Origin of the sequence: Streptomyces djakartensis (assembly GCF_014651075.1) — a bacterium.
Taxonomy (GTDB): domain Bacteria; phylum Actinomycetota; class Actinomycetes; order Streptomycetales; family Streptomycetaceae; genus Streptomyces; species Streptomyces djakartensis.
This window is the reverse complement of sequence record NZ_BMWE01000006.1, coordinates 38,434-63,136: the sequence shown is the minus strand read 5'-3', so window position 1 is coordinate 63,136 and position 24,703 is coordinate 38,434. Positions and strand designations below refer to the sequence as shown.

At 67.1% G+C, this 24,703-nt stretch carries 18 protein-coding genes and 2 pseudogenes; 12 read left to right on the top strand and 8 right to left on the bottom strand.

Features of this window, described 5'->3' with window-relative positions:
• Positions 1–32: 32 nt before the first annotated feature.
• The 5 genes from IE212_RS11935 to IE212_RS11915 form a co-directional block, all read right to left on the bottom strand.
• Positions 33–890, bottom strand: a complete 858-nt coding sequence (locus IE212_RS11935) for a fumarylacetoacetate hydrolase family protein (protein ID WP_190197759.1) — start codon at positions 888–890, stop codon at positions 33–35.
• Positions 891–1,039: 149 nt separating this feature from the next.
• On the bottom strand, positions 1,040–6,265 hold the full coding sequence (locus tag IE212_RS11930; protein ID WP_190197758.1) for a tetratricopeptide repeat protein: 5,226 nt from the start codon (positions 6,263–6,265) through the stop codon (positions 1,040–1,042).
• The gene (locus tag IE212_RS11925) at positions 6,262–7,698 is read right to left on the bottom strand and encodes a lipase/acyltransferase domain-containing protein (protein WP_190197757.1); all 1,437 of its coding nucleotides are present in this window, start codon (positions 7,696–7,698) and stop codon (positions 6,262–6,264) included. The genes IE212_RS11930 and IE212_RS11925 overlap by 4 nt, the downstream gene beginning before the upstream one ends.
• A 150-nt stretch (positions 7,699–7,848) precedes the next feature.
• Positions 7,849–8,562 (bottom strand): YidC/Oxa1 family membrane protein insertase, encoded by a 714-nt coding sequence (locus tag IE212_RS11920; protein ID WP_190197756.1) that lies wholly within the window; start codon positions 8,560–8,562, stop codon positions 7,849–7,851.
• 88 nt (positions 8,563–8,650) lie between these two features.
• Positions 8,651–8,962 carry a DUF6412 domain-containing protein gene (locus tag IE212_RS11915; RefSeq protein WP_190197755.1) on the bottom strand — a complete coding sequence of 104 codons (312 nt, stop codon included), beginning with the start codon at positions 8,960–8,962 and terminating at the stop codon, positions 8,651–8,653.
• 233 nt (positions 8,963–9,195) lie between these two features.
• Here IE212_RS11915 and IE212_RS11910 point away from each other — a divergent pair, with 233 nt between their 5' ends.
• From IE212_RS11910 to IE212_RS11865, 10 genes and pseudogenes are all read left to right on the top strand, one after another.
• Positions 9,196–10,671 (top strand): glycoside hydrolase, encoded by a 1,476-nt coding sequence (locus IE212_RS11910; RefSeq protein WP_190197754.1) that lies wholly within the window; start codon positions 9,196–9,198, stop codon positions 10,669–10,671.
• Between the two features lie 103 nt (positions 10,672–10,774).
• Positions 10,775–11,797, top strand: a complete 1,023-nt coding sequence (locus tag IE212_RS11905) for an SEC-C domain-containing protein (protein ID WP_190197753.1) — start codon at positions 10,775–10,777, stop codon at positions 11,795–11,797.
• A 61-nt stretch (positions 11,798–11,858) separates the two neighbouring features.
• Positions 11,859–12,059, top strand: a complete 201-nt coding sequence (locus tag IE212_RS11900) for a DUF5988 family protein (protein ID WP_190197752.1) — start codon at positions 11,859–11,861, stop codon at positions 12,057–12,059.
• Between the two features lie 421 nt (positions 12,060–12,480).
• Positions 12,481–13,466: pseudogene (locus IE212_RS11895) on the top strand (alpha/beta fold hydrolase).
• 368 nt (positions 13,467–13,834) lie between these two features.
• Positions 13,835–15,388: an ATP-binding protein gene (locus IE212_RS11890; protein ID WP_190197751.1), complete on the top strand. Its 1,554-nt coding sequence runs from the start codon at positions 13,835–13,837 to the stop codon at positions 15,386–15,388.
• 59 nt (positions 15,389–15,447) lie between these two features.
• Positions 15,448–18,441: a Z1 domain-containing protein gene (locus tag IE212_RS11885; protein ID WP_190197750.1), complete on the top strand. Its 2,994-nt coding sequence runs from the start codon at positions 15,448–15,450 to the stop codon at positions 18,439–18,441.
• An 11-nt stretch (positions 18,442–18,452) separates the two neighbouring features.
• Positions 18,453–19,415 (top strand): NaeI family type II restriction endonuclease, encoded by a 963-nt coding sequence (locus IE212_RS11880; protein ID WP_190197749.1) that lies wholly within the window; start codon positions 18,453–18,455, stop codon positions 19,413–19,415.
• A gap of 12 nt (positions 19,416–19,427) precedes the next feature.
• Positions 19,428–19,937, top strand: a complete 510-nt coding sequence (locus tag IE212_RS11875; protein ID WP_190197748.1) for an NgoMIV family type II restriction endonuclease — start codon at positions 19,428–19,430, stop codon at positions 19,935–19,937.
• On the top strand, positions 19,859–20,185 hold the full coding sequence (locus tag IE212_RS35405) for an NgoMIV family type II restriction endonuclease (RefSeq protein ID WP_190198003.1): 327 nt from the start codon (positions 19,859–19,861) through the stop codon (positions 20,183–20,185). The genes IE212_RS11875 and IE212_RS35405 overlap by 79 nt, the downstream gene beginning before the upstream one ends.
• Before the next feature lie 12 nt (positions 20,186–20,197).
• The gene (locus tag IE212_RS11865; protein WP_190197747.1) at positions 20,198–20,692 is read left to right on the top strand and encodes a very short patch repair endonuclease; all 495 of its coding nucleotides are present in this window, start codon (positions 20,198–20,200) and stop codon (positions 20,690–20,692) included.
• A gap of 7 nt (positions 20,693–20,699) precedes the next feature.
• On the opposite strand, the gene IE212_RS11860 is transcribed toward IE212_RS11865, so the two are convergent.
• On the bottom strand, positions 20,700–21,923 hold the full coding sequence (locus IE212_RS11860) for a DNA cytosine methyltransferase (RefSeq protein ID WP_190197746.1): 1,224 nt from the start codon (positions 21,921–21,923) through the stop codon (positions 20,700–20,702).
• Positions 21,924–22,084: 161 nt separating this feature from the next.
• Here IE212_RS11860 and IE212_RS11855 point away from each other — a divergent pair, with 161 nt between their 5' ends.
• Positions 22,085–22,834, top strand: a complete 750-nt coding sequence (locus tag IE212_RS11855) for an HNH endonuclease (RefSeq protein ID WP_190197745.1) — start codon at positions 22,085–22,087, stop codon at positions 22,832–22,834.
• Here the strand turns inward: IE212_RS11855 and IE212_RS35620 are convergent.
• Positions 22,831–22,923: pseudogene (locus IE212_RS35620) on the bottom strand (ATP-binding protein); the annotation flags it as partial. The gene IE212_RS11855 and the pseudogene IE212_RS35620 sit on opposite strands and share 4 nt — an antisense overlap.
• Before the next feature lie 201 nt (positions 22,924–23,124).
• On the opposite strand from IE212_RS35620, the gene IE212_RS11850 reads away from it, so the two are divergent.
• Positions 23,125–23,697, top strand: a complete 573-nt coding sequence (locus tag IE212_RS11850) for a hypothetical protein (RefSeq protein WP_190197744.1) — start codon at positions 23,125–23,127, stop codon at positions 23,695–23,697.
• Positions 23,698–24,126: 429 nt separating this feature from the next.
• On the opposite strand, the gene IE212_RS11845 is transcribed toward IE212_RS11850, so the two are convergent.
• A complete protein-coding gene (locus tag IE212_RS11845) occupies positions 24,127–24,666 on the bottom strand; it encodes an AAA family ATPase (RefSeq protein WP_190197743.1) in 540 nt (179 codons plus the stop codon).
• Positions 24,667–24,703 lie beyond the last annotated feature (37 nt).

Below are 24,703 nucleotides of genomic sequence, written 5' to 3'. Positions count from 1 at the left end.
TCCGCAGCTCCCCCGCTCACCCAGCGGAGCGCCTACGCGTCCTTGAACTCCTGCCGCTGCCGCCCGAGCCCCTCGATCTCCAGCTCCACCACATCCCCGGCCCGCAGGAACGGCTTCGGCTCAGGCGCCCCGAGCGCCACCCCCGCCGGCGTCCCGGTGTTGATCACATCTCCGGGATACAGCGTCATGAACTGACTGAGGTACCGCACGACCTCCCCCACCGGGAAGATCTGCTCAGCCGTCGTCCCGTCCTGCTTCAACTCCCCGTTGACCCAGAGCTTCAGGGCGAGATCCTGCGGATCGGCCACCTCGTCCGCCGTCACCAGCCACGGCCCCAGCGGATTGAACGTCTCGCAGTTCTTCCCCTTGTCCCACGTCCCGCCCCGCTCGATCTGGAACTCCCGCTCGGACACGTCGTGCGCCACCGCGTACCCCGCGACATGCGCGAGACCGTCCTCCACGGACTCCAGATATCTGGCCGTACGCCCGATGACGACGGCCAGCTCGACCTCCCAGTCGGTCTTGCGGGACGCCCGCGGCACGAGCACGGTGTCGTTCGGCCCGACCACCGTGTCCGGCGCCTTCATGAACATCACGGGCTCGGAGGGCGGTTCGGCCCCCGTCTCACGCGCGTGGTCGTGGTAGTTCAGCCCGATGCAGACGATCTTGCCGATCCGCCCCAGCGGCGGCCCGATGCGCAGCCCCGTGGCGTCCAGCAGGGGCAGGTCACCGGCGTCGGCGGCGGCACGGACGCGCTCGAGCGCCGCGTCGTCCGCGAGCAGCGCCCCGTCGATGTCCGGCACGACGCCCGACAGGTCCCGCAGGGCCCCGTCGGCGTCGAGCAGGGCGGGCCGCTCCGACCCCTCCGTACCGACTCGCAGCAGCTTCATGATCACGTCTCCCTCGATCGCGGGCACCCACCGGATGTCTGCGGCCCGAGTGCGGCGGGGCAGTCATCGGACGTCTGGCCGATCCTCCAAGCTGGGAGCGCACTCCGCAATACCCGGTTCACGTACTGGACCCTCGGCCCGTCAAGTGATCAGGAGTGCTCGTGGGGGTGGATGAGGTCGGCCAGTTCGCCCGCTCCGGCCAGTCCGGGATCGAGCCGGGCGAGGGTCCGGAGCCGGATCGCGTACGCGCGGCGCTGGGTGTCGTTGCCGTGCTCGGCGATGACCGCGGCGAGCTTGCGGGCCCGCTCGGTGTCGCCGACTGCCAGGACGGAGACGGTGGCGAAGAACGCCCCGGTCACGCCGGTGACGAGGTCCGGGCGGGCGGCCAGGACGCGGTGCAGGAGCGGGATGTCTGCCTGGTCGACGGCGGTGAAGGCGGAGTCGGTTGCGACGTCCGGGTCCCTGAGGATCTCGTAGGCCTGGTCGTGGGAGAGGGTTGCCGCGAGTTGGAGGAGGGCGAGGTGCCGGCGCGCCTCGGGGTCGTCTGCTTCGGCGAGCAGTTCCTGGACTTCCGGTGCAGTCAGTGTGCTGCGGTGTTCCTCGAAGAAGTCCCTGGACTCCGTCCAGGTGGGAGTCGCGATCCACTCAAGCAACCTCTGACGAACCTCGTGAGCGTGCCTTCCACGGTCCACGATGCTGTCAAGGCCGTCGGTATCGACTTGGCCGAGGACGTCGGTGAGATTGTCGATGACCGGGTCCTCGGGGAAAAGAGCCGCTGCCAGTTCCAGGTGATGGCGGAAGTCCGGTTGCTGGAGCAGGTCGGCATGCGCGCGCAGGAATGCTTCCGTGGTGGGCCAGTCGGTGTTTTTGGCCCATTGGCCGAGAATCTCCAGAACGCTGCCGGGGAGAGGGTCTACAGCCCAGTCCGGAAGTCGCGGATCCTGGATGCCTAGGCTCGTTGCGACACCCCGTACCTGTTGTCTGGCCCGGCGCAGGGGTGATCGGTCGCCGACAGCGCACGCCTGTGCTGCCTGGATCAGTTCTTCGACGGCGAGGCCGGGGTCAGTGTGTGTCGCCAGGTACGCGGCGTGGTGGGCTCGGAGTTCCGCTTGAGCAAGTGGATCGAGCCCCAGGTCGCTGATGACTTCCTCCCATGTAGAAGAGGCGGCACCTGTTTCGCTCTGCAGGATGGAGAAGTTGTTCAGGAACCTGACGAGGTCGGGCAGGTGGGCGGCCGGATTGCCCCGGGCGAGGCCGCGATGGATCTCGATGGCCTCAGAGATGGAGAGGAGCGCCGCCTGCCGGTCCCCCGTCTCACTCTGCCGGTTGGAGAGATTGTTCAGGCAGCCGGCGAGGTTGGGCAGGTGGGCGGCAGGGCTGGCCTGGGCAAGTGCTCGGTGGATCTCGACAGCTTCGGAGACGGAGAGGAGCGCCGCCTGCCGATCCCCCGCCACCCCCTGCTGGACGGAGAGATTGTTCAGCGAACTGGCGAGGTCGGGCAGGTAGGCGGCCGGGCTGGCCTGGGCAAGACCGCGGCGGATCTCGACAGCTTCAGAGACGGAGAGGAGCGCCGCCTGCCAGTCCCCTGTCTCACTCTGCCGGTTGGAGAGATTGTTCAGCGAGCTGGCCAGGTCAGGAAGGTAAGCAGCTGGATTGGCCTGGGCAAGACCGCGGCGGATCTCAACAGCTTCAGAGACGGAGACGAGTGCCGCCTGGCTGTCCCCCGCCACCCCCTGCTGGACGGAGAGATTGTTCAAAGACATGGCGAGGTCAGGAAGGTAGGCAGCCGGATTGGCCTGGGCAAGATCGCGGCGGATCTCGACAGCTTCGGAGATGGAGAGGAGTGCCGCCTGCCGGTCCCCCGTTCTGCTCTGGCAACCGGAGAGATTGTTCAGCGACATGGCGAGGTCAGGAAGGTACGCAGCCGGATTGGCCTGGGCAAGGGCGCGGTGGATCTCGACAGCTTCAGAGACGGAGACGAGTGCCGCCTGCCAGTCCCCCACCCCACCTTGTCGGCTGGAGAGATTGTTCAAGTAGCCGGCCAGGTCGGGCAGATGGGCGGCCGGATTGGCCTGGGTAAGTGTTCGGTGGATCTCGACGGCTTCGGAGATGGAGAGGAGTGCCGCCCGCCGGTCCCCCGTCTCACTCTGCCGGTTGGAGAGATTGTTCAAGGACATGGCGAGGCCAGGGAGGTAGGCGGCGGGATTGGCCTTGGCGAGGGTGCGGTGATGGCCGACAGCTTCGGAGATGGAGACGAGTGCCGCCTGCCGGTCCCCCGTCACACTCTGACAACCGGAGAGATTGTTCAGAAAGCCTGCTAGGCCGGGCAGGTACAAAGCGGGACTGGCCTCGGCGAGGGTGCGGTAGAGCTCGACGGCTTCAGTGATCGAGGCCAGTGCCGCCCGCAGGTCCCCCGTCCCACCCTGCTGGACGGAGAGGTTGTTCAGGGCACCGGCGAGGCCTGGCCGGTATACAGCAGGGCTGGCCTCGGCGAGGGTGCGGTAGAGCTCGACGGCTTCAGTGATCGAGGCCAGTGCCGCCCGCCGGTCCCCCGTCCCACTCTGACAGCTGCAAAGGTTGGTCAGGGAAGCGGCCAGATCGGGCAAGTAGACGGCGGGGTTGGCCTGCGCGAGGGTGCGGTAGAGCTCCACGGCTTCAGTGATCGAGGCCAGTGCCACTTGGTGGTCCCCCGTCTCGCTTTGACATCTGGAGAGGTTGTTGAGGGAGCCAGCCAGGTTGGGCAGGTGGACGGCGGGGTCGGCTTGGGCGAGGGTGCGGTGGAGCTCGACGGCTTCAGTGGCCGAGGCCAGTGCCGCCTGCCGGCCCCCTGTCTCGTGCTGACAGCTGGAAAGATTACTCAGGGAGCCAGCCAGACCGGGCAGGTAGACCTCCGGATCGGCCTGGACGAGGGCGCGGTAATGGTCGACAGCTTCAGTGATCGAGGCCAGTGCCGCCCACCGGTCCCCCGTCTCACCTTGTCGGCTGGAAAGATTGCTCAGGGAGACGGCCAGACCGGGCAGGTAGACCTCCGGATCGGCCCGGACGAGGGCCCGGTAATGGTCGACAGCTTCGGAGATGGATGCGAGTGCCGCCTGCCAACACCCCGTCTCACTCAGCTGGATGGAGATGTCGTTCAGAGAACCGGCGAGACCAGGCAGGTGGACGGCGGGGTCGGCCTGCGCAAGGGTGCGGCAGATCTCGACGGCTTCGGAGATGGTGGCAAGTGCCGCCTCCCGGTCCCCGACAGCGGCTTGGCGATGGCTGGCGCGCTGGAGCTGTCCCGCAAGGGCGGCGGGCTGGGTCGCGCCATCGGCCCGCAGGATCGACAGGCGCCGAAGGTCAGCCCGCAGACCGAGTTCCGGCAGGCCGATCGTCGTGAAGGGAATGGCGCTGGCGAGATCGTCAAGCCAAGGCACCGCAGGCTCGTCATCGACAAGCTGGTGAAGAGCGGCCAGCGCGGTACCGCCCTGTTCCGCGGCAACGCGGAGGACGGGTCTCCACCGCTCCGCCCCACCACCGACCCAGCCCTTCACCATGCGTGTGGCACTGTCGGGCGCAGCCATGGCGGCCCGGTTCAGCTGCCGCAGGGCGGCCACGAGACGGTCGTCGTCGAGGCCGTCCAGGATGCCGGGGAGCAGGTCTTCGTCGTCCTGGAGCTGGTGGAGGGTGAGGTGGTCGGCGATGGGGTCCGGCCGCAGGACGAGAGGTTCGTCGGGGCCGGGCCGCAGGCAGGTGGTCAGGGTGGTGCGGACGGTCTCTCGCCACTGCGGATCCGAGAGTTCCTCCACGGCGCTCAACGCGGCGTTGATCTCTTTGCGCGTGGTCGGCGCACGCAGCGTCAGGCTGGCGACGGCCCGGTTGAGGACGTCGAGGGGCGCGTCGGCGTCCCGGCCCAGGCTCGCGTTCTTGCGGTAGGTCTGGGCCCAGTAGGCGCGTTCATGGGTGAGGACTTCCTCGTACAGGTCCTCACGGGTGGTGGGCAGCCGGCCGGGGCTGCGGGCGGCGAGCAGGGCCAGCAGGACGTAGTCGAGGGTGGTCCAGTCGGTGGGGGCGGCCCGGTCGGCGGCCTCGAGGTCGAGGTCCTGATCGGGGCCGTGGTGGAAGGCGCGGGCGGCTCGCCGGAACAGGGCGGCACCGGCGGGGTGTTCGGGCGGCAGGTGCAGCGGGGCGCTCTCGCGGACGAGGTGACCGTCGCGGTTCCACGCCTTCTGCAGGGCGGTGAGCCACTGGCCGTCGACGGCCCGGGCGGTCATGACGACGATGGCCGGTGCTGCGCCGCGCTCGATGCGGCGTTTGAGGATGGTCAGGAGGTGTTCGGCGTCGGCGGTGCGGGCGTCGGCGTAGTCGAGGACGATGAGGGTGGGGGAGACGACGGTGCCCAGCCAGTCCCGCCCGGTCTGATGTTCGCGCAGGTAGCCGGTGTACCAGCCGTGTCGGGTGGCCAGTTGGTGGGCGAGCTCCAGGGCGAGCCGGGTCTTGCCCGCGCCGCCGGCGCCATGGACGACGGTGACGCCGGTGTAGGGACCCGTGGCCACCGTGTGGCACCAGTCGGTGAGGATGGTCAGCTCGTCCCGGGCCTGGAAGGGCACGACCGCGTGCTCGGCCCGCAGCACCTGCAGGGGCCGGTGGATCTGTGGGTCCAGGGACACGTACGGCGGGCGCAGCGGCTGGTCGTCGGGCCGGTCGGCCGGGGTGTGGGTGTCACGTTCGCGCCAGGCGCGGCGGATGTCGACGGCCAGGCGCCAGGTCCAGTCACGGGCGTAGCGGGCCCCGGCGGCGGCGGCCTCGGCGAACGTCGCACTGGTGCCGAGGATGGGTGACGAGGGCAGGGCGTGCGCGACACCGACGGGGTCGAGCAGCAGCAGCGGCCTCGACGGTCCTTTCGGGTCGGCCTGGACGAGCTCGTCGAAGCCGTCGGGGCGGGCGGCCCAGACGTCGGTATCCGGCAGCACGATGTCGTCAGGGTCGTCAGTGTCGTCGGGTTCGTCGATCCACACGCCGAGCAGGGCGTGGGCGGCGCGTCCGGGCTGGGGTGGGTCGAGGATGAGGACGAGCGGGTGCAGGCCGGAGTGGAGGCATGCGCCCGCCAGGGTCAGGGCGAGGTCCAGGCAGGTGGCGTGCCTGGGACACCACAGCACCTCGCCGGGCTGGCGGATGACCTGGCGGCCGGGATCGTCGGAGGGCGCCTCGTGGGAGTACGTGATTCCGGCACCGGCCAGTGCCTCGTACACAGCCCGGGCCTGCCCGAGCCGGCTGTCGGCCGGGGGCCCGGGCAGGTGGATCAGGGCGGCGACCTCGTCGGGCAGCACGTACTTGGCCAGCGCGGCCGGTTCCCCGTCGAGGGACCAGCGGGGCCACGAACCGGCGGTCTTCACGGGGCCACCACCGCGACGGTGTCGCTGGCGGACAGGTCACCGACGCCGGGCACGTCCCGCACACTCACCCGCACGTCATACAGGCCGGGCTCAGGGCCGGGCAGTTCGGTGACGTAGCCGCCCCGGTCGCGGTCCCAGTCCAGCCGCCTTTCCGCGATCACGGCCCGAGGCCCGTGCGCCGGGCGCAGAGCGGCCCAGACCGCGAGCCCGCCCGGGTCGGTGGTGGTTTCCGGCGGCAGGTTGTCCCCGCGCAACCGCACCTGGAGCGGGATCGCCGATCCCTGCGCGTGGAGTTCGTCCAGGTCCAGGCCGAGGGCGGCCTCGCGTTCCTCGCCGCGAGCCGCGGACAGCCTCTGCCGTTCCTCGTAGGCCTGGACCAGGCCGGGTATCCAGCCGGCGGAGACCATCGGGCTGTGGCGGTCGCGGGCCCGCCAGCCGGAGGTGTCGTGGCCGTCCATCTCCACCGGGACGGCGGAGATCGCCGGTACGGTGCCGTCGCCGTGGTCCTCCTCCCAGCCCGCCAGGTCCAGCCAGTCCGGCGGCTCCTTGCCGACCTTGAGTGTGCGGCCGTCCCACACCGCCGAGCCCGCCGTGCGGTGGCTCCAGCCCAGCCGGGGCACCACCTGCGGCTCGGCGCCGCTGCGCGGCATCTCCTGCCACGCCCGCTCGATCTCCTCATGCAGCGCAAACCCCTGTTTGGCCAGGGAGCGCAGGCTGTCCAGGGGCACGTCGTGGGGGTAGAGGGGAGCGGCGGAGGCCGTGTCCCAGACCATCGGGTAGCGGGGCAGCAGTTCGCCGACGGACGGCCACTGGCCCAGCAGGTCGCTCACCGGGCCCAGCCGGATCCCCGCCACCCGTACGCCGTTCGCCAGCAGTTGCATGGCCTTCGGGGCGCCGCGGTGAGGGGTGCCCAGGGTGATCAGGGCCCGGCACAGCGGCCAGCCCCCCAGGGGGCCCAGCCAGTACCGGGCGACCAGACCGCCCATCGAGTGGGCGACCACCACGACCCGGCCCGCCCGCTCGGACGGGGTGAGATCCTTCAACCGCTCGCGGACGTCGGCCGCGAGCAGCTCCGCGGCGTGCCGGACTCCGAGCCGGAAGTCGTACGGGAACAGCACCACGTTCGCGGCCGGGTTCCGCCGGTCCGGATGCCCGGTGTCGACGACCGCGCCGGGCAGGGCCTGGAGGTTCGCCGTCAGCCGCTCGTAGCCGGGGACGACGGTCCAGCCCGGCAGCAGCCGCTTGGAGCCGATCAGCCCCACCGCGCGCAGCGGCTCGTCCACCGCCAGTCGGCGCGGCCGCGACAGCAGTCCGGCGATGTCACCGAACCCCGCGTCCCACACCACCCGCGGCTCCCCGGACCCGCCCCCGGGCCGTTCCAGCACGCTGCCACCGATCCCGGGCAGCACGTACACCAGATGCCTGCGTCCCATTTCCCCCGCCTCCACCCGGGCCGTGTTGCACGACCCGCGCCCTGCGGCTTCTTCTACCAGCAACAGGGAGGGCCACGGGGGAAGTTCCGGGAATATCATCCTTTCGAAGCACCCGGGGCTTGCCTGATCGCCCAGCCGCCGACCCGGCCGCTACCGATACAGCGCAGCCCGCTCGACCACACTCCACGTCGTACTGGTCACCACGTACAGCGCGGCGGCCAGCGGCACCACCGCCACGGTGACCAGCGTGAAGAAGGACATGAACGGCATCACCTTGGTCACCGCGCCCAGGCCCGGCACCTGCTCCCCGCCACCGACCCGCACGGCCGCATTGGCGGCCATCATGCGCTTGCTCAGCCGGTAACCGAACACGGCGACGCACCCGACGACGACGAACAGCCCGGCGTACACGAGCCCCGCACCACCGAAGGCACCGCCCTCCCCGAGCGAGTCCACCCAGCGCCCACCGAGCGGCGCGGCGAACAACCGATGCCCCAGCAGCTCGTTGGCCCGCCCGCCGATCGTGTCGCTGGAGAACAGGTGGTACAGCAGGAAGAAGGCCGGCACCTGGAGCAGCCCGGGCAGACAGCCGGCCAGCGGCGACACCTTCTCCTCCGCGTGCAGTTCCAGCACTGCCCGCTGCAGCTTCTCGGGGTTCTTCCCGTGCTTCCTCCGCAGCTCGGCGATCTTCGGCTGGAGCGCCGTACGGGCCTTCTGACCACGCGCGGCGGCCCGGGACAAGGGGTGGACGAGGAGTCGTACGAGCGCGGTGAACAGGACGATCGCGGCGGCGGCCGCCGAGGCGCCGAACAACGGCTGGAGAAGGTCGGCGAGGTGCTCGACCAGGTTGGCGAAGACGGACATGCGTGAGCCCTCCGGGGGTCTCGTCGTGCCGGGAGTGGGTCATGGCGGCATGACGACCCGCGCGGGGCCGGACTACGTGGAGATGCCCCTACGCGAAGGTCGCCCAGAGGGCGTGACCGGGTGCCCGGGGCCGGGTGCGCCCCCGGGCGTCGGGGTCGCGTTGCGGCAGGAAGGCCGTACGGAGATCACGGTCGCGGATGGCCGTACGCACCCGGGTGCGCGGCACGGCGGGCGCGCAGCGGGAGGCGACGAGTGCACAGACCGCGAGCGCGGCCGAGGCCGCGGCGGTCGCGGCGAGGGCGACGGTGGCGGAGAGGCTGCCGGTGTCGAGCAGGGCCACTTCCACGACCAGGAAGAGCAGCACGAGAGCGGGACGCAGAGTGGACCAGCCGCGGCTCATCGACTTCCTCCCCTCGCGCCTGTGTATATGCCCTGCTGCCGTTATACAGGATCAGCTCCCGGGACAGGCACGAGACTTTGTACACGGCTTTGAGGAAGGTTCGTCACAACTCTCGACAACGCACCTGCCGCACCCGATGCTTCTCGATGCCACGAACGGGCAACCCCGCGACGCCGGACCGGGTGCTTCCCGAACACCCCGACGCCTGCCCCGAATTCCCCTACGGAGGAGCCGTGATACGACGCAGATCCCTGCTGGCCGCAGCAGGCGGTACGTTCCTCGGCAGCGCCCTGGCGACCGGCACCGCACACGCGGACGCCACGATCGCCATCAACCCGTCGACCACGTACGGCACGTGGGAAGGCTGGGGCACCTCCCTCGCCTGGTGGGCCAACGTCTTCGGCGCCCGGGACGACTTCGCGGACCTCTTCTTCACCACCAAGTCGGTTGCGTACAACGGCCGTTCCCTCCCCGGCCTGGGCCTCAGCATCGCCCGCTACAACCTCGGCGCGTGCAGCTGGAACAGCGTGGGCGGCGAGACGATGGTGAAGTCGCCCAACATCCCCGGCTTCAAGCAGATCGAGGGCTTCTGGCAGGACTGGAACAACGAGGACCCCGCCTCCTCGGCCTGGAAGTGGTCGGCGGACGCCAACCAGCGCGCGATGCTGGTGAAGGCGACACAGCGCGGCGCGACCACCGAGCTCTTCGCCAACTCCCCCATGTGGTGGATGTGCGCCAACCACAACCCCTCCGGAGCGGCGAACGGCGGCAACAACCTCCAGACCTGGAACTACCGCCAGCACGCCGCCCACCTGGCCGCGACGGCCCGCTACGCCCGCGACAACTGGGGCGTGAACTTCGCGACGGTCGACCCCTTCAACGAGCCGGCCTCCACGTGGTGGACCGCGACCGGCACCCAGGAGGGCTGCCACATGGACCCGGCGGTCCAGGCGGCCGTACTCCCCTACATGCGCAGCGAGCTGGACAAGCGCGGCCTGACGAACATCCGCATCGCCGCCTCCGACGAGACGAACTACGACACCGCCCGCTCCACCTGGGCCTCCTTCGACTCCTCAACCAAGGCCCTGGTCTCCCAGGTCAACGTGCACGGCTACCAGGGCTCGGGCGGCCGCCGCGACCTCCTCTACACGGACGTGGTGACGACGTCCCGCAAGAAGCTGTGGAACTCCGAGACGGGCGACAGCGACGGCACCGGCCTCACCATGGCCTCCAACCTCTGCTACGACTTCCGCTGGCTGCACCCCACCGCCTGGTGCTACTGGCAGGTCATGGACCCGTCTACAGGCTGGGCGATGATCGCCTACGACCCGAACACGCTCCAGCCGACCACCGTCCAGACCAAGCACTACGTGCTGGCCCAGTTCAGCCGCCACATCCGCCCCGGCATGACGATCCTGGACACGGGCGTGAGCTACGCGGTCGCCGCGTACGACGCGACGTCCCGCCGCCTGGTGATCGTCGCGGTGAACACGGCGACGTCGGCCCAGACCCTCACCTTCGACCTCTCCCGCTTCTCGACCGTGACCGGCGGCTCCGCGGGCCTGGTCCCCCGCTGGAACACGGTGACGACGGGCGGCGGCGACCTCTACACCCCGCGCTCGGACATCCGCCTGAACGGAAAGTCGGTCAGCGTCCCCTTCGCCGCGAAGTCGGTCCAGACGCTCCAGATAGACGGCGTAACCCTGTAGCCCGCGTAGAGCCGGAGTGGCGGGCATGGGGAACTTGCGCAGGCCGGAGGCCTGGCCTGCGTCCCCCTCACGCTCGCCACCTCCCGGCAGTACGGTGTCCCCCATGCGCCCCGACACGCCTGCCGAAACCGTCGACCACACCGCCGAGGCGGCACGCCTGGAGCGGACCGCCGGCCTGTATCCGGAGGACGCCGAGGCCCTGCTGCTGCGGGCGGCGGCCCACCTGGAACTCTCCGGCGACCGCCCCGCGGCCACCGCCCTCTACGACCGCCTGCTGTCCACGTCGGACGGCCTGGACAACCCCCACCTGGTCCGCGCCCTGAAGGCCTCGAACCTCTGGGAGTACGGCCACGAGGCCGAGGCCCGAGCGATCATCGACGGCGTCCGGGCCGCGGCCCCGAAGGACGCGGCCCCCTGGGTGATCGTCGCGGAGGCCCTGGAGTCCCACGACGAGCTGGAAGCGGCGCACGACACGTTCACCGAGGCCGTACGCCACCTTCTGACCGGCGTACCGCAGCCCCCGCAGCCGACCCACCCCCTCCTCTTCGGCCGCCACAGAGTCCGCCGCATGCTGGGCGTGTCCCACGACGAGTGGGACGCCCTGGCCGACTCGGTCCACTCCCTCCCCGTCTCCCTGGACGAACTCCACGACCCGAAGCGCGTCTGGTCCCTGGGCTCGGAGAACCCGGCGGAGCTGGAGGCGGAGATCCTCCGCCTCCGAGCCGAACTGGGCGCCTACCGGGAGGCCCTCTCCCGCCCCTTCCCGGTGGCGATCCTCCACTGGCCGGCGTCGGAACTCACCGAGCTCCTGGAGGCGTACCCGACGCTGACCTCGGAATACCCCTCCCACGAGGAACACCTGGCCTCGATAGAGCAGTCCCTGCGCGAACTCTCCGCCTCCGGCACCCCGAACCTGGGCATCGTCACCGGCACGGTCCCCTCCTACGAGGCCTTCGCGGCATCGGAGCTCTCCTCCCCGTCCGACCCCACCCTGCTCCCCCAGTACGCGACGACCCTGGCGGCCCGGGGGCGTGCGGTGGCCTGGCCGCCACAGCAGGCATCGGCCTGCTGGTGCGGCTCCGGCCGGCCCTACGGCCACTGCCACGGCGGCCCGACCGCGGCCTGACCGGGCCCGGCGGCCACGGCCCCCGAGATGCGCCGTCCAGCCACACGGCAAAACTGGACCTATGAGCACCAAAGCACTCCTGGACGGCGGACCGGACGACCTGGCAGGCAAGGTCGTCCCGGTCACCCCGCCCGGCCAAGAACTCAAGATCCCCCACCGGGGCGGCTACGAGCACTACAAGGTCACCACCCGCCACGAGGACACCGAGCAGGGCTCGGCGACGGTGTACCGGTGGTGGGAACGGACGGAGGTGGCGGAGTAGCGGGGGCCGCGCACCGGAACGGCACACTCGGCGAATCCGATCGGCGACCGCAACTGTCGTTTGAGTCTCAGCGGCACGCCGGGCGTGCGGCGTGCCGCTGCGACTGAGTGGACACTTGGCTCCAGCTGCCCGGATTCGCCAACATCATCCGGACGAGAGCCGGGCCTCGTCGGCCACGCCCGCCGCCCAGACCCGGCCGACAGCTAGCTCCGAGACGCCCCAAGCCAGCACGAAATCTCTGGTCGTCACCGGGTGCGAGCAACAGCCGCCCGTATAGGCCGCTCTCGGTCCGCGACAGCGGACGGGGCGAGCTGGCCCGCAAGCCTTGCCGGAACGGCAACTCCGATCGCGCCGAGCGGCCGCCGCGCCGCATGATCGATGGGCACCGCCGGGCTGCCCGCGAACCGAGGAGAAGCCGCCCATGCGATCCGAGCCGACCGCCGTACTCCGCCACCGCATCGTCGAGGCCCCGCCGGGCGCCTGCACCTGGCCGAGCAGGGCTGCGGCCCGCTGATCCTGCTCGTGCACGGCTTCCCCGAGTCCTGGTACTCCTGGCGCCGCCAGCTCCCGGCCCTCGCCGCGGCCGGGTACCGTGCGGCGGCGATCGACTTACGCGGTTACGGCCGCTCCTCCAAGCCAGCCGCGACAGACGCCTACCGAATGCTCGACCTCGTGGCGGACAACATCGCCGTCGTGCGCGCCCTCAGCGAGGAAAGCGCAGTGGTCGTCGGCCACGACTGGGGCTCCAGCATCGCCGCCGCCTCCACCTTGCTCCACCCCGAGGTCTTCAACGCCGTCGGCTTACTGAGCGTCCCCTACGCGCCGCCCGGCGGCCCCCGCCCCACCGACATCTTCGGCCAGATCGGCGGCCCCGAGCAGGAGTTCTACGTCTCCTACTTCCAGCAGCCCGGCCGCGCCGAGACGGAGATCGAGCCCGATGTCCGGGGCTGGCTCGCAGGCTTCTACGCGGCCCTGTCCGCCGACACCATGCCGGCCGAGAGCGAGCCCGACCCGCACTTCCTCACCCCAGGCTGTCAGATGCGCGATCGCTTTCCCACCGGCCCGCTCCCGGCCTGGTTGAGCGAGGAGGACCTCGACGTCTACGCCGGGGAGTTCGAGCGCACCGGCCTGACCGGCGCCCTCAACCGCTACCGCAACATGGACCGCGACTGGGAAGACCTCGCCCCCTACCACGGAGCTCCGATCACACAGCCCGCCCTGTTCATCGGCGGCGCGCTGGACGCCTCCACCACCTGGATGGCCGACGCCATCAACGCCCACCCCACCACCCTCCCCGCCCTGTCCGCCTCCCACCTCCTGGACGGCTGCGGCCACTGGATCCAGCAGGAGCGCCCCGAGGAGGTCAACAGCCTGCTGACCGACTGGCTCGCAACCATCCGGGACTGAATCAGGTGCGATACCGGGCAGCTTGGCGTGCTTTCCGGGGGGGACGTGTCGGGGTAACGCATGGCGGTCTGACCGGTGATGCCGAAGGGAGCCACCGCACTTACTCCGCCTACGCCAGTGACAACAAGCCTGCCTCTGTGACAGCTAACGTGCCCCCGCTCACAACACTGACCCTACCGAAGATCAAAAGCGGATATGTGCGAACCATCCTTGGCCAAAGCTACTGAACAATAAGGGACGTATCGACCCCGTTCAGCGTTCAACTCCCTCTATGTCCAACCTTTGCAGTACGGTCACACTCTCCGTCTGTTGGATGTATGGGGCTGCTACTTGGTGGTGCATGCCCTGACCTGTGCATTTGAGGAAGCATGCCCTACGAGCCCGGCGCTGACTGGCAATACGACGTCCCTACGACCGGCAGCACGCACTTGCCACCAGATGCGGGATACGGCAGGGCTCTGACCAATCAGGGCTACGGTTTCGAGGTCGCCGTCGCTGACCTCATCGACAACTCCATCGACGCGGAAGCAGACAAGATCGTCGTGCACTTCCTGCGTGACGCCGACCGCATCCTCACGCTGTTGATCATCGATAACGGCAAAGGCATGGACGACGCCGGGCTGGATGCCGCGATGACTGTGGGGCGCCGACGTGACTATGGCAAGGGTGCCCTCGGCATGTACGGCACAGGCCTGAAGGCCGCTTCTCTCTCCCATGCTTCTTCGCTCACCGTGGTCAGCCGCACCAAGCGAAGCCGAGCTGCCGGGCGGCGTGTTACCGCAGAGGGCATCGAAGACAGCTTCCGGTGCGACACCGTCGACCCGCGGTACGCCCAGGACCTCGTAGACCGGTACGACGGGGTCATCGAGTGGCAGGGAACCGTCGTGCGCTGGGACGGCGTCCGGGCCTTCGAGACAGTCGCGCGCGGCCAGAGCGACCAGTTCCTCTCCAAGGCAATCTCCCGCCTTGAGACTCACCTTGGCCTCTATCTGCACCGGTATCTGCAGCGCGGCCTGCAGCTCGACATCGCTGTGTGGGACGTAAGCAGCGGGGAGCGTGGCCTTGGCGAGGAAGTGGACCACATCGCCGTGGAAGCCCTGGACCCGTTCGGCTACAAGGTGCCGGGCAAGCCGGGCTACCCCCGCGAGTTCACGGCACCGGTGGAAGGCCTGGGAGACCTGTGCCTGACCGCTCACATCTGGCCTGCCAAGTCCAAGCAGGCGGGCTTCCGGCAGATCGGTTCACTCACGGAAAGGCAAGGCTTCTACTTCTATCGGAACGACCGCCTCGTGCAGGCGGGGGGATGGAACGGCTGGCGAAACCCTGAAGGACATCATGTCCTCGCCCGGGTCGCCGTCGACCTTCCGTCTCGTGAGAACAACGTCCTGAGCCTCGATGTGAAGAAGGAGAACGTTACCGTCACCCCGGCCTTCACGGACGGCCTCGATAAGGCAGTGGACTCCACGGGGCACACATTCCGGGGTTACCTGCTGGACGCCGAGAATGCCTACAGAGACGGTTCGAGGCGAAACGAGATCGTCCGCAAGCCGGTCACATCGCCGGGCAAGGGCCTAGATCCCAGGGTCAAGCGAGTCATCAAGGAAGAACTGCCTGAGAAGCCGGGCGAGGAACCGATCAGCTTCACGTGGGGTGTGCTCCCGCCCAACCAGTTCTTCGACCTCGACCGTGAGCGCAGCGCAATCATCCTCAACAAGACCTACCGGGAGGACTTTAACGACGGCAGGCGCGGCGGCGCGAACGATGCCCCGGTCACCAAGACGCTGTTGTATCTGCTCCTGGAGGATTGCTTCGGGCTGGGGCGCTGGGAGCGGAGCCGCCAAGACCGCTTGGACTACTGGAACACCATCCTCCTAGCCTCGGTGGACGCACAGCGCACACGGCGTGCACAGCAGCTCTCCTGACGCCAACGGTCAGCAATCACTCCTTTTCCACACCTCTGAGCGGACTGAGGACCTCGCACATGCGTAACACCCCAGCCAGCGTGCTACTTGAGATTCACACGCACGTGCTGGCCGGCATGCTGAATGTTCCAAGCCACTTCGCGCGTTGGGCCGCTGTCGCAGCCGACGACGACCATCCGGACGCCGACCTGAGCGAAGAACTGTTTCACGCTTACCTCGTCAACGGCGACGAGCCACTCAGAGCCCTGTGGAGCCGTCACCTAACAGCCTGGGACTTCGCCGAAGATGCTCAGTGGGCACCAGGAACTCCCGCCCGCACCGATGCACGGCGTGCAGCCGTGTATGAGCGGCTGCGTTTTGGAAGTGACCTGCGGAAGGCGCTGGATGACGCAGTACCGGTGGCGAAAGTCCCGGGCCCCACGGTGATCACACGTGATTTCACCCCTTGGTACACCCCTGAGCGGGCTGCCGCCCGTTCCTTCTATTGGACGTCGTATGAGCAGAAGCTCCGTGCCAAGGGGTGGTCCGATGCTGCGATCGCAAGCCTCGATGAGGCAAGCCGGGCAGTCGTGGAACGCCTCACCGATCCAGAGCAGCCGACAGCCCGACAGGCGAAGGGCCTGGTCGTCGGATACGTGCAGTCAGGCAAGACAGCCAACTTCACTGGCGTTACCGCCAAGGCGATCGACGCCGGCTACCGCCTCGTCATTGTGCTGGGAGGCACGCTCAACCTGCTGCGTGCGCAGACCCAGCGCCGTCTCGACATGGAGCTGGTCGGGCAGGAGAACATCCTGCGAGGGGCCGATATCGCGGATTTGGACTCCCTCGTAGGCATGGACTACGTAGGCGACGACGAGGACTGGGACGACTTCGTCCAGCACGGGGCACTCCCGTCTGTACTCGGTGCGTTTGACATCGAGCGCCTGACAACTCGCGACAAGGACTACATCAGCCTCGCTCAAGGCATTCGGGCGCTTCAGTTTGAGAAGCGCGAACCGACCCGCCCGCTACATGACCCGGCAAACCTCCACCATGCAGCGGCCCGCATCCTGGTGGTGAAAAAGAACAAGTCTGTTCTGACCAAGCTCGTCAAGGACCTCAAGCAGATTCACGGACTACTCGGTGAACTGCCCGCCCTGATCATCGATGACGAGTCCGACCAGGCATCCGTGAACACCCTGGACCCCAAGAAGTGGGAGCAAGGAAGCACTGAACGGACGGCCATCAACGGGCTGCTCTCCCATCTGCTGAAACTACTACCGCGCGCGCAGTACGTCGGCTACACGGCGACCCCCTTCGCCAACGTCTTTGTTGATCCCGGAGACGACGAGGACATCTTCCCCAGCGACTTCCTGATCTCACTGCCTCGCCCCTCTGGATACATGGGCGCCCAGGACTTCCACGACTTGGACCTGGCGATACCTCGGGACGAGCGGTCGTTCGCAAACTCCCAGGAGAAGGCGCACATCCGGGACATCTACGAATCCACTGGCGATCGCCTTCAAGAGGCCATGGACGCCTTCGTCCTGTCGGGTGCGTTGAAGCTGTACCGAGCCGACCACGGCGTCGATGACGGCCCGTTCCGGCACCATACGATGCTCGTGCACCAGTCTGTACGGAAGGATGATCACGCGGAGCTCGCGCTGCGCATCAATTCCATGTGGCATCAGGCGGGATACAGCTCGGCCGTCGGCCACGAGCGCCTTGCCGGGCTCTGGACTTCCGACTTCTCAGCAGTCAGTGAGGCCCGGGCGTCAGACCTACCCGCTCCAACCTCCTATGAGGACCTGCGCCCCTACGTCAATGCCGCACGTCAGCGCATCGGCTCAGGAGGACAGCCAGTCGTTGTCGTGAACGGTGACTCCGATCGCTACTTCGACCAGCTGGACCTCGACTTCGACCGGACACCACACGTCTGGAAGATCCTGGTAGGCGGAACGAAACTGTCTCGCGGCTTCACCGTGGAAGGCTTGACCATCACCTACTACCGGCGCACGACCCAACAGGGGGACACTCTGATGCAGATGGGACGCTGGTTTGGGTTCCGGCCCGGCTACCGGGACTTGGTGCGGCTCTACATCGGGCGGGAGGAGCCCTTCGGCCGCAACAGATACGCCGACCTGTACGAGGCGTACGAAGCGATCTGCCGTGACGAAGAGACGTTCCGGGAGCAGCTAGCCCAGTACGCTGCAGTTGTCGATGGTCAGCCTCAGATAACGCCCATGCAAGTGCCGCCCCTTGTGGCACAGCACTTGCCCTGGATCAGGCCTTCCGCTCGCAACAAGATGTTCAACGCAGAGCTGGTGGAGATCCGGTCGCCTGGCCGCCCCATTGAGCCCGCGTCATACCCACTCAGCAACGCGGCGTTGAAGAGGAACACCGAGCGCTGGCGCCCCTTGCTGGACTCGCTCAGCGCAGTCCCCGCTTCCTTCAGCAATCCGCCAGATCATTCCAGCTCGCTCACGCGGACCTTCGAAGCGCTGACGGGAACCGTCCCTCACAGCGACCTTCTCAGCGTGCTGGCTCAGCTCGAATGGGAACGACCAGGGCATTTCGACCCCCATCTGACCTACCTCAGCCAGCTCGATGGCACGCTCGCCAAGGTGGACGACTGGCTGCTCCTGTCCCCCCGCCTGGCCACCACCACGCGCACAGAGGCACGCGTGCTCGGTTCGCTGCCACTGTCTCTTGTTCGCCGAAATCGGCAGGACGGCAAGGCCTCCTTCGGTCGCATCGCCAGCGTCGAACACCGTATGGCGGCACAGCGCCTGATCGATGCGGCGCACTCGCCGGCTGAGACGCGACCGGACGGAAGTGCCGGTATCGGTCCTACGACAGGGGTAGCGCTGCTGTACGCAGTTGCGGTGGGACGCAGCCATACCGATGTGCAAGCGGTCGTGCGGAATGGCTCAGCGGACCCGGCAAAGATCGTGATGGCCTTCACCTTGATCCCGCCGACCTCAGCGGTTAGCGCCGACCGGCGCCTGGTGCGTTTCCGTGCCAAGGATTCACGACACATGCACGACGCTACTATCCCAGTCAGTTCGCCTTGAGGGGACCCCAGTTGCTGCCTTTCGATATCAGCGCCGCACAGAACATTGCCCTGACCGAGGAGCTGAAGCAGGACGCAGAACTTCAAACAGTACGTAAGGAGCTGATGGCTATCGACCCCACAGGGGAGCGATTTGCAGCGGTACTGCGTGACACAATCGATCAGTTACTACAAGGGGAGGTTACAGGGCGCTACGACTGGGCAACTCTAAGCAAGACCGAGCGGACCCACGCAGGGACGCTGGTCGAAATCAATCTCCAACGCGAATTCAAATTCGCAGACGGCCACGCGATGGACTATCGGATAGCCGATATTGACGTGGACTGCAAGTACTCTCAGAACTTCGGTGGATGGATGATCCCGCCAGAGGCCAGGGGGCATCTCTGCCTGCTCGTGTGGGCCAACGACTATGAGAGCCGCTGGAGCGCCGGCCTCTTCCGGGTGCGGGAGGAGTGGCTTAACAGGGGCAGCAATCGCGATGCGAAGCTCACTGTAAAGGCAATACACCGAGACAAGATCGTCTGGCTGTGGCACGACTCAGAGCTGCCGGAGAATGTGCTCCTCCACATGAACCCCTCTGACCGCGAGGCAGTCTTCGCATCGAATTCCGGACAGCAGCGTCTAAACGAGCTGTTCCGGCGTGTACAGAAACGGCGCATAGGCCGCAACGTGATTCGCACAGTCGCCCAGCAAAAGGACTACATGAAGCGCGTCCGCGGCAATGGAGGGTCGCGTTCAGCCCTCAGGAGCGACGGCATCCTCATCATGGGGGATTACGAGAGCCATCGTGCCGTAGCTGAAAAACTCGGCCTCCAGCCTCCACGCGATGGAGAATTTGTAAGCGCGCGCGTTGCTATGCAACGTCCACACCACGGGGATGCACCCCACGTGATTTTGAACGGGCAGCCCTGGGTGATCGCCACCCCAGATGACGCTCCAGAAATAGCCCCGCTACTCCCCTCCCACACGAAGTAGAAAAAAATAGACATGAGCGCACCCTTCGCGACCCAGCTTCTCGGCTGGAAAAAGCTGAAGGCAACAGGGGAACCGGTTCCTAACAGCGCCGACAGCAACAGCACGACATCGAAGGCACTGGCAGAGAGAATCCTTGAATACTTGGGTGTCACGTCAGAGGTAATCTTGCCGGGCACGCCGAAGAGCCTTGGGACCGCATTGGAGCGGCTGGTGCAAGAGGACCTAGAAAAATCCCTGCCGATAACCGACAGTTCCCGCACCTGGCACGTAGACCACAAAAAGGTCATTGCAGACTTCCTGCAGTATGCCCACCTGGGGAACCTCAAGAAGGTCGTTGCTAAGAACCCTGTCCTGAGTGCCGACCTTGGGCTCGACTACCTGATCAAGCCCGACGTCACTGTCGGCCTCAAGCAGGACCTCTCTCCCCCGATGCTCGCCCATTTCTGCACGCCGCCATCTCCTGCAAGTGGACAATCCGGTCCGACCGGGTACAGAACATCCGGCACGAGTTTCTACAGATGATCAGGCACAGGCGTGGTCGGCTTCCGCATCTTGTTACTGTGACTGCCGAACCAATGCCTAGCAGGATCGCTGCTATCGCCCGAGGCACCGGTGAGGTCGACGCCGTCTACCACATCGCCCTCGACGCCTTGCAGGCGGCTGTGCGGGAAGTCGGAAGCAGTCAGCAGAAGGATGACCTGTCGGAGTGCATCCGCCAGGGACGTCTCCGGCCGTACGAAGAACTCGCCACCACGTTGACCACCTGGTAAGTCAGAACGACTATGAGTAAGACATCAGGCTCCCCGGCCCAGCCGGACGGTGAATGGTTCCCTCCGTCGGGCTCATGGGCCTCCTCCGCGGCTCGCCGCCGGAACATGCAGGCCATCCGCAATAGGGACACCAAGCCAGAGTGGCTTATCCGTCGGCTCGTTCACGCCAAGGGCCTGCGTTACCGGGTGGCGGCCAAGCCACTTCCGGGCCTTCGCCGGACCGCCGACATGGTCTTCGGTCCAGCGAAGGTCGCAGTCTTCATCGACGGCTGCTACTGGCACGGCTGCCCGGAACACTACGTGCCCCCGAAGACCAATCCGGGTTACTGGTCAGACAAGGTAGCCCGGAACGTCGCACGTGACCGGGACACCGACCAGCGCCTAGCGGAGGCCGGCTGGGCTGTGCTCCGGTTCTGGGAACACGAACCGGCCTCAGAGTGTGCAGCCCAAATCGCTGCGGAAGTCTCAAAGCGCCGCCCTCAATCGCGCCCGGCCGACAGCCGATAGCGGCGGCTCAAGCCTTCTCGCTGTCCCGCTCCCTCGCAGCTCTCAGGACATCAGCGATCGACTCACCGACCGCCTTGGCCACGGGCGGCGGGAAGGCATTGCCGACCTGCCGGTACTGCGCGGTCTTACCACCCGCGAACTGCCACTCGGGCGGGAACCCCTGGATAATAGCCGCCTGCTGCACGGTGAGCATCGGTCCGTTCGGCCCGAACAGGTCACGATCCTCAGTACCCTTCTGCCTGCAGGTCTCGGGATCGTTAGCCACACCCAAGGCATTGATGCCGAGCTGCTTCCAGGCAGCTTTCGCCCGGCTAGGACCAAGGTCGGCCCCCCCGTGCTTCTTCGATCCGCCGACTAGCGTGGGGGCGATACCACTACCGCCTTTTTCCAAGAGGGCTTGGTGACGCTTACGTGCATTGTCGAGCCAAAGCTCGTATGCCGCATGGGCCTGCTCAGCACGAGCGCCTTGGAAATACGGCTCGAACCGGGCACGCATGGACTCCTCTAGCGCTTCCGCAACGCTGACATGGTCATGAGTCCCAGCAGGCCACTCGTACTTAACGTCCTTCAGGACATCGCTTCGGAAAGCAACGAGGATGGCACGAGGACGAAGCTGCGGGACACCGAAGTCACTGGCCTCCAGAACACCCCATTCACATACCTTGTAGCCGAGACCGTCTTCCCAGACCCTCTGCCCGTCGTCACCGCGGTACCAGCCACCTTGGAGCCGCGCCTTGATCCAGTCCCGGTAGTCTTCGAACTTCGGATCCATAATCCCGCGGACATTTTCGATCATGACGGCGCGGGGGTTCAACTCCTGGATGAGGTCCAGCATCGCCGGGAAAAGGTCGCGCTCGTCGGCCTTGCCGAGTTGCTTGCCGGCATGGGAGAACGGCGGGCAAGGAACTCCACCAGCCAGCAGGTCCAATCCGCGCCGCCGGAGTTCCTCCGCACTCTTCTGCAGATGCTTTGTCGACTCGAAGTCATTGACGTCCGTGGGCGGCAGAACGTCACAGTTCCTTCTCTCCCAGGCCCACTCAGGGTGAGATTCGACGTTCGCCTGCAGCGTCCTCGCCGCATACTGATCAATCTCTACGAGGGCGAGGTGACCGAATCCAGCCTGACGGAGGCCAAGGGCTTGCCCGCCCGCTCCAGCGCAGATCTCGATCGAGGTGAACTCGGGCTCCTCGACCTCGCCGTCGGAGCGCTGCTGTTCGTTCGTGTGGGTCATGCCCCCTCCTTATAGCTGTACAGCGGCAGACACAGTTTGCAATCCACCATCACTGAGGGTGACAGACCCCACTGACAACGAGACCTCACCAAGTGTGCAGCACGCCCCGAGGCGCACTGAACGCACCCTCCGTTACGCCGAACACTCATACGATATTGCCCATGCGCATACCTACGTGGACCGAAGACGAGCTTGTGCTGGCCGGAGCACTGGTTGTGAGGAACGGCTGGCGCGAGCTGCGCACCACGGACCGCGCGGTACACGAGCTCTCGGAGCTGCTGCGGTCGCTGCCGCTCCACAGGCCCGAGGCTCGGGCGCTGCCCAGCTTCCGTTCTCCGGACAGCGTCAGCCGCAAGACGACAGACTTCATGACGAATCACAGCTCGTACTCCGGCAAGAAGACACGATGCGGGAAGCCCACGCTGTTCATGATTGAGGCCTTCACGACACGTGAAGCTGAGATGCTTCAAGCAGCGAGGGCGATCGAGGAGGGCATCGCTTCTGGCGACCTGCACGCCATCCCGCCGCAACCTGACGAGGTCGACGAGGAGGGCGTGACAGCCATCGAAGGTCGCCTGCTCGTCCGCCGCGCACTCGCCCGGGAGCGAGACCCTAAGCTCCGGTCGTTGAAGATCGAGCAAGTACGGCGACGTGGCAGCACGCTGCAGTGCGAGGTCTGCGAATTCGACTTCGCCCGTATCTTCGGAGATCTGGGGGAGGGCTACATCGAAGTGCATCACCTCACTCCCCTCCATGCTTCCGGACCACGAGAAACCAGTCTTGACGACCTCGCATGCCTGTGTGCCAACTGCCATCGCATGTGCCACAGAAGCCGTCCCGGGGAATCCTGGCGCACACCGACCGTTCTCCGGGAGCTGATACGCAAGTCCGTTCAGTCGCCGACTCACTAGGCCGCGTCCGCTTCAGCCTCGTAGTGCATCTGAGCGCGGTCGAGGATGTCGTCCGGATCATGGCCTCGGGCAGTGGTCCAGTGGAGGAGCCGGCGATCAGCTCGCCTGCCGATTCCAGAAGGCGCACGTCTCTCCCCCGGCCATTCGGGGGTAGCCCGCCATCATCGCTCTCGTAGTTTTCAAGTCAGTCCGAACCATCCCTGACGGGATTCTGCAGGCCCTCGGTCTGTGCCACGCTGTGGCCAGACCGGGGGCGTCCCGCTTAGTTCGACTCGTCACAGGAGACTGCGGTGAACCGCATCGAATGGCAGAATCTCCCCTCTGCGGCTCGGATCGCCGTCGAGCGGCACACCGGCCCGGCCCAGGCGGCCGAGGCCCCGCCGCACGGCGTCATGTCCCGGCTCGCCTGCACCGTCAGCACATCGACGGGGCGAGCGTTCGTCAAGGGCACCCGCCGTGACGACCCGCAGGCATGGGTGTATCGCCACGAAGCGAACGTCACGCGCATCGCCCCGTGCGCCCCCAAAGTGCTGTGGGAAGCCGACGCTGGCGGCTGGCTGCTCTACGGCTACGAATACGTCCATGGCCGCCACCCGGACCTGACTCCGGGCTCCCGCGACCTCGTCCAGCTCGTGCGCACCCTCTCCGTACTGACCGAGGCGCCGTGGCCCGAGACCCTGCACAAGAAGCCGCTCCACTCACGCTGGACCGAGTTTCTGTCCGAGGACGTGCCGTCCGGACTGCAAGGCAGAGGACTCGCCCACACGGACACGTCTCCGCACAACATGCTGATCACCCCAGCGGGCGAACTGCTGCTGCTGATCGTCCCATTCCAATCGGTGGCAACCAGGCCCCTCACGTGATCTCCCCCCCCCCCCGCAGCACGGGCAAGAAGCGAGGGGTGGATACGTATAAGCAAGCAGGGCGTGCTGGGGCGGGGCGTGCGGGTCGGTCTGCTGATGGCTTGCGTACCGGGCATCCCCTGGGGTGCTGATGGGCTTGATCCCCGGCGGAGGACGGGCTCTCGCGTCTCGCGCCATCACCCGTGCGTGGGGACTTGCCCTCGTAGGAACACTGCTCGCAGTGCTGGTCTTCCCGGCCGAGTTCGTGGTCGTCGCGATCGGCACGGGTGGGGCTTACGCGCAGCTTGGGACGACTCTGCCGGCTTGGCCGGTGATGACGGTGGTGGCGGCCGTGCACAGCGCCGACATCGCAGGCGTAAGCCGCAGCCGTACATGGCTCTGGGCTCCAGGACTGACGCGGCGGATGAGGCGGGGCGAGCGGAAACCAGCTTAAGTCCCGCCTCTCAGCTCCCGGACCGCGTCGAGCACGCTGTCCGCCACCTCGGTCACCGGCTTGGATGCCGCATCGATGACGGTCGCGCCGAGGCTTTCGTAGATCGCTCGCATCCGAGGGTTCCACTTCAGGGCCGCTGCGAGTTCTTCGGGATGTTGACCGAATGGGTTCGTCGTCCGGGTCGCGAGCCGGTGGCGGAGGGTGTCCTCGTCGATGACCAGGCACACGGTGAGGTCGAAGAGATCGCGGACGTCTGCCTCGTTCTCCGCCGAACCACACAGGAACGCGATGCGGGAACATGATTCCTCGGCGAGGGTCTCGACGCGCTCGCGGCTGATCACCCAGCCGTATCGATCTAGCCAGCCCCTGGGAACCGGATACGGAGGGTCCGTCACGAGGTCGCCGTTGGCTCGATCGATCCAGCGGCTGAAGCCGTCCTCGTCGGCGTCGAGCGCGACGTAGCCGCGCTCTCGCAACACCCCGCAGACCGCGGACTTACCAGTACCTGAATTACCTGTCAGCCACACCAACGTCACGCCGCGAGCCTACGCACGCCGTCGCGGCCCGTCACCG

Coding starts and splice junctions, on each gene's coding strand:
- IE212_RS11890 (WP_190197751.1), top strand. CDS start 13,835: ATGCCCTACGAGCCCGGCGCTGACTGGCAATACGACGTCCCTACGACC.
- IE212_RS11865 (WP_190197747.1), top strand. CDS start 20,198: ATGAGTAAGACATCAGGCTCCCCGGCCCAGCCGGACGGTGAATGGTTC.
- IE212_RS11905 (WP_190197753.1), top strand. CDS start 10,775: ATGCGCCCCGACACGCCTGCCGAAACCGTCGACCACACCGCCGAGGCG.
- IE212_RS11855 (WP_190197745.1), top strand. CDS start 22,085: ATGCGCATACCTACGTGGACCGAAGACGAGCTTGTGCTGGCCGGAGCA.
- IE212_RS11935 (WP_190197759.1), bottom strand. CDS start 890: ATGAAGCTGCTGCGAGTCGGTACGGAGGGGTCGGAGCGGCCCGCCCTG.
- IE212_RS11885 (WP_190197750.1), top strand. CDS start 15,448: ATGCGTAACACCCCAGCCAGCGTGCTACTTGAGATTCACACGCACGTG.
- IE212_RS11900 (WP_190197752.1), top strand. CDS start 11,859: ATGAGCACCAAAGCACTCCTGGACGGCGGACCGGACGACCTGGCAGGC.
- IE212_RS11860 (WP_190197746.1), bottom strand. CDS start 21,923: ATGACCCACACGAACGAACAGCAGCGCTCCGACGGCGAGGTCGAGGAG.
- IE212_RS11915 (WP_190197755.1), bottom strand. CDS start 8,962: ATGAGCCGCGGCTGGTCCACTCTGCGTCCCGCTCTCGTGCTGCTCTTC.
- IE212_RS11875 (WP_190197748.1), top strand. CDS start 19,428: ATGAGCGCACCCTTCGCGACCCAGCTTCTCGGCTGGAAAAAGCTGAAG.
- IE212_RS11925 (WP_190197757.1), bottom strand. CDS start 7,698: ATGGGACGCAGGCATCTGGTGTACGTGCTGCCCGGGATCGGTGGCAGC.
- IE212_RS11920 (WP_190197756.1), bottom strand. CDS start 8,562: ATGTCCGTCTTCGCCAACCTGGTCGAGCACCTCGCCGACCTTCTCCAG.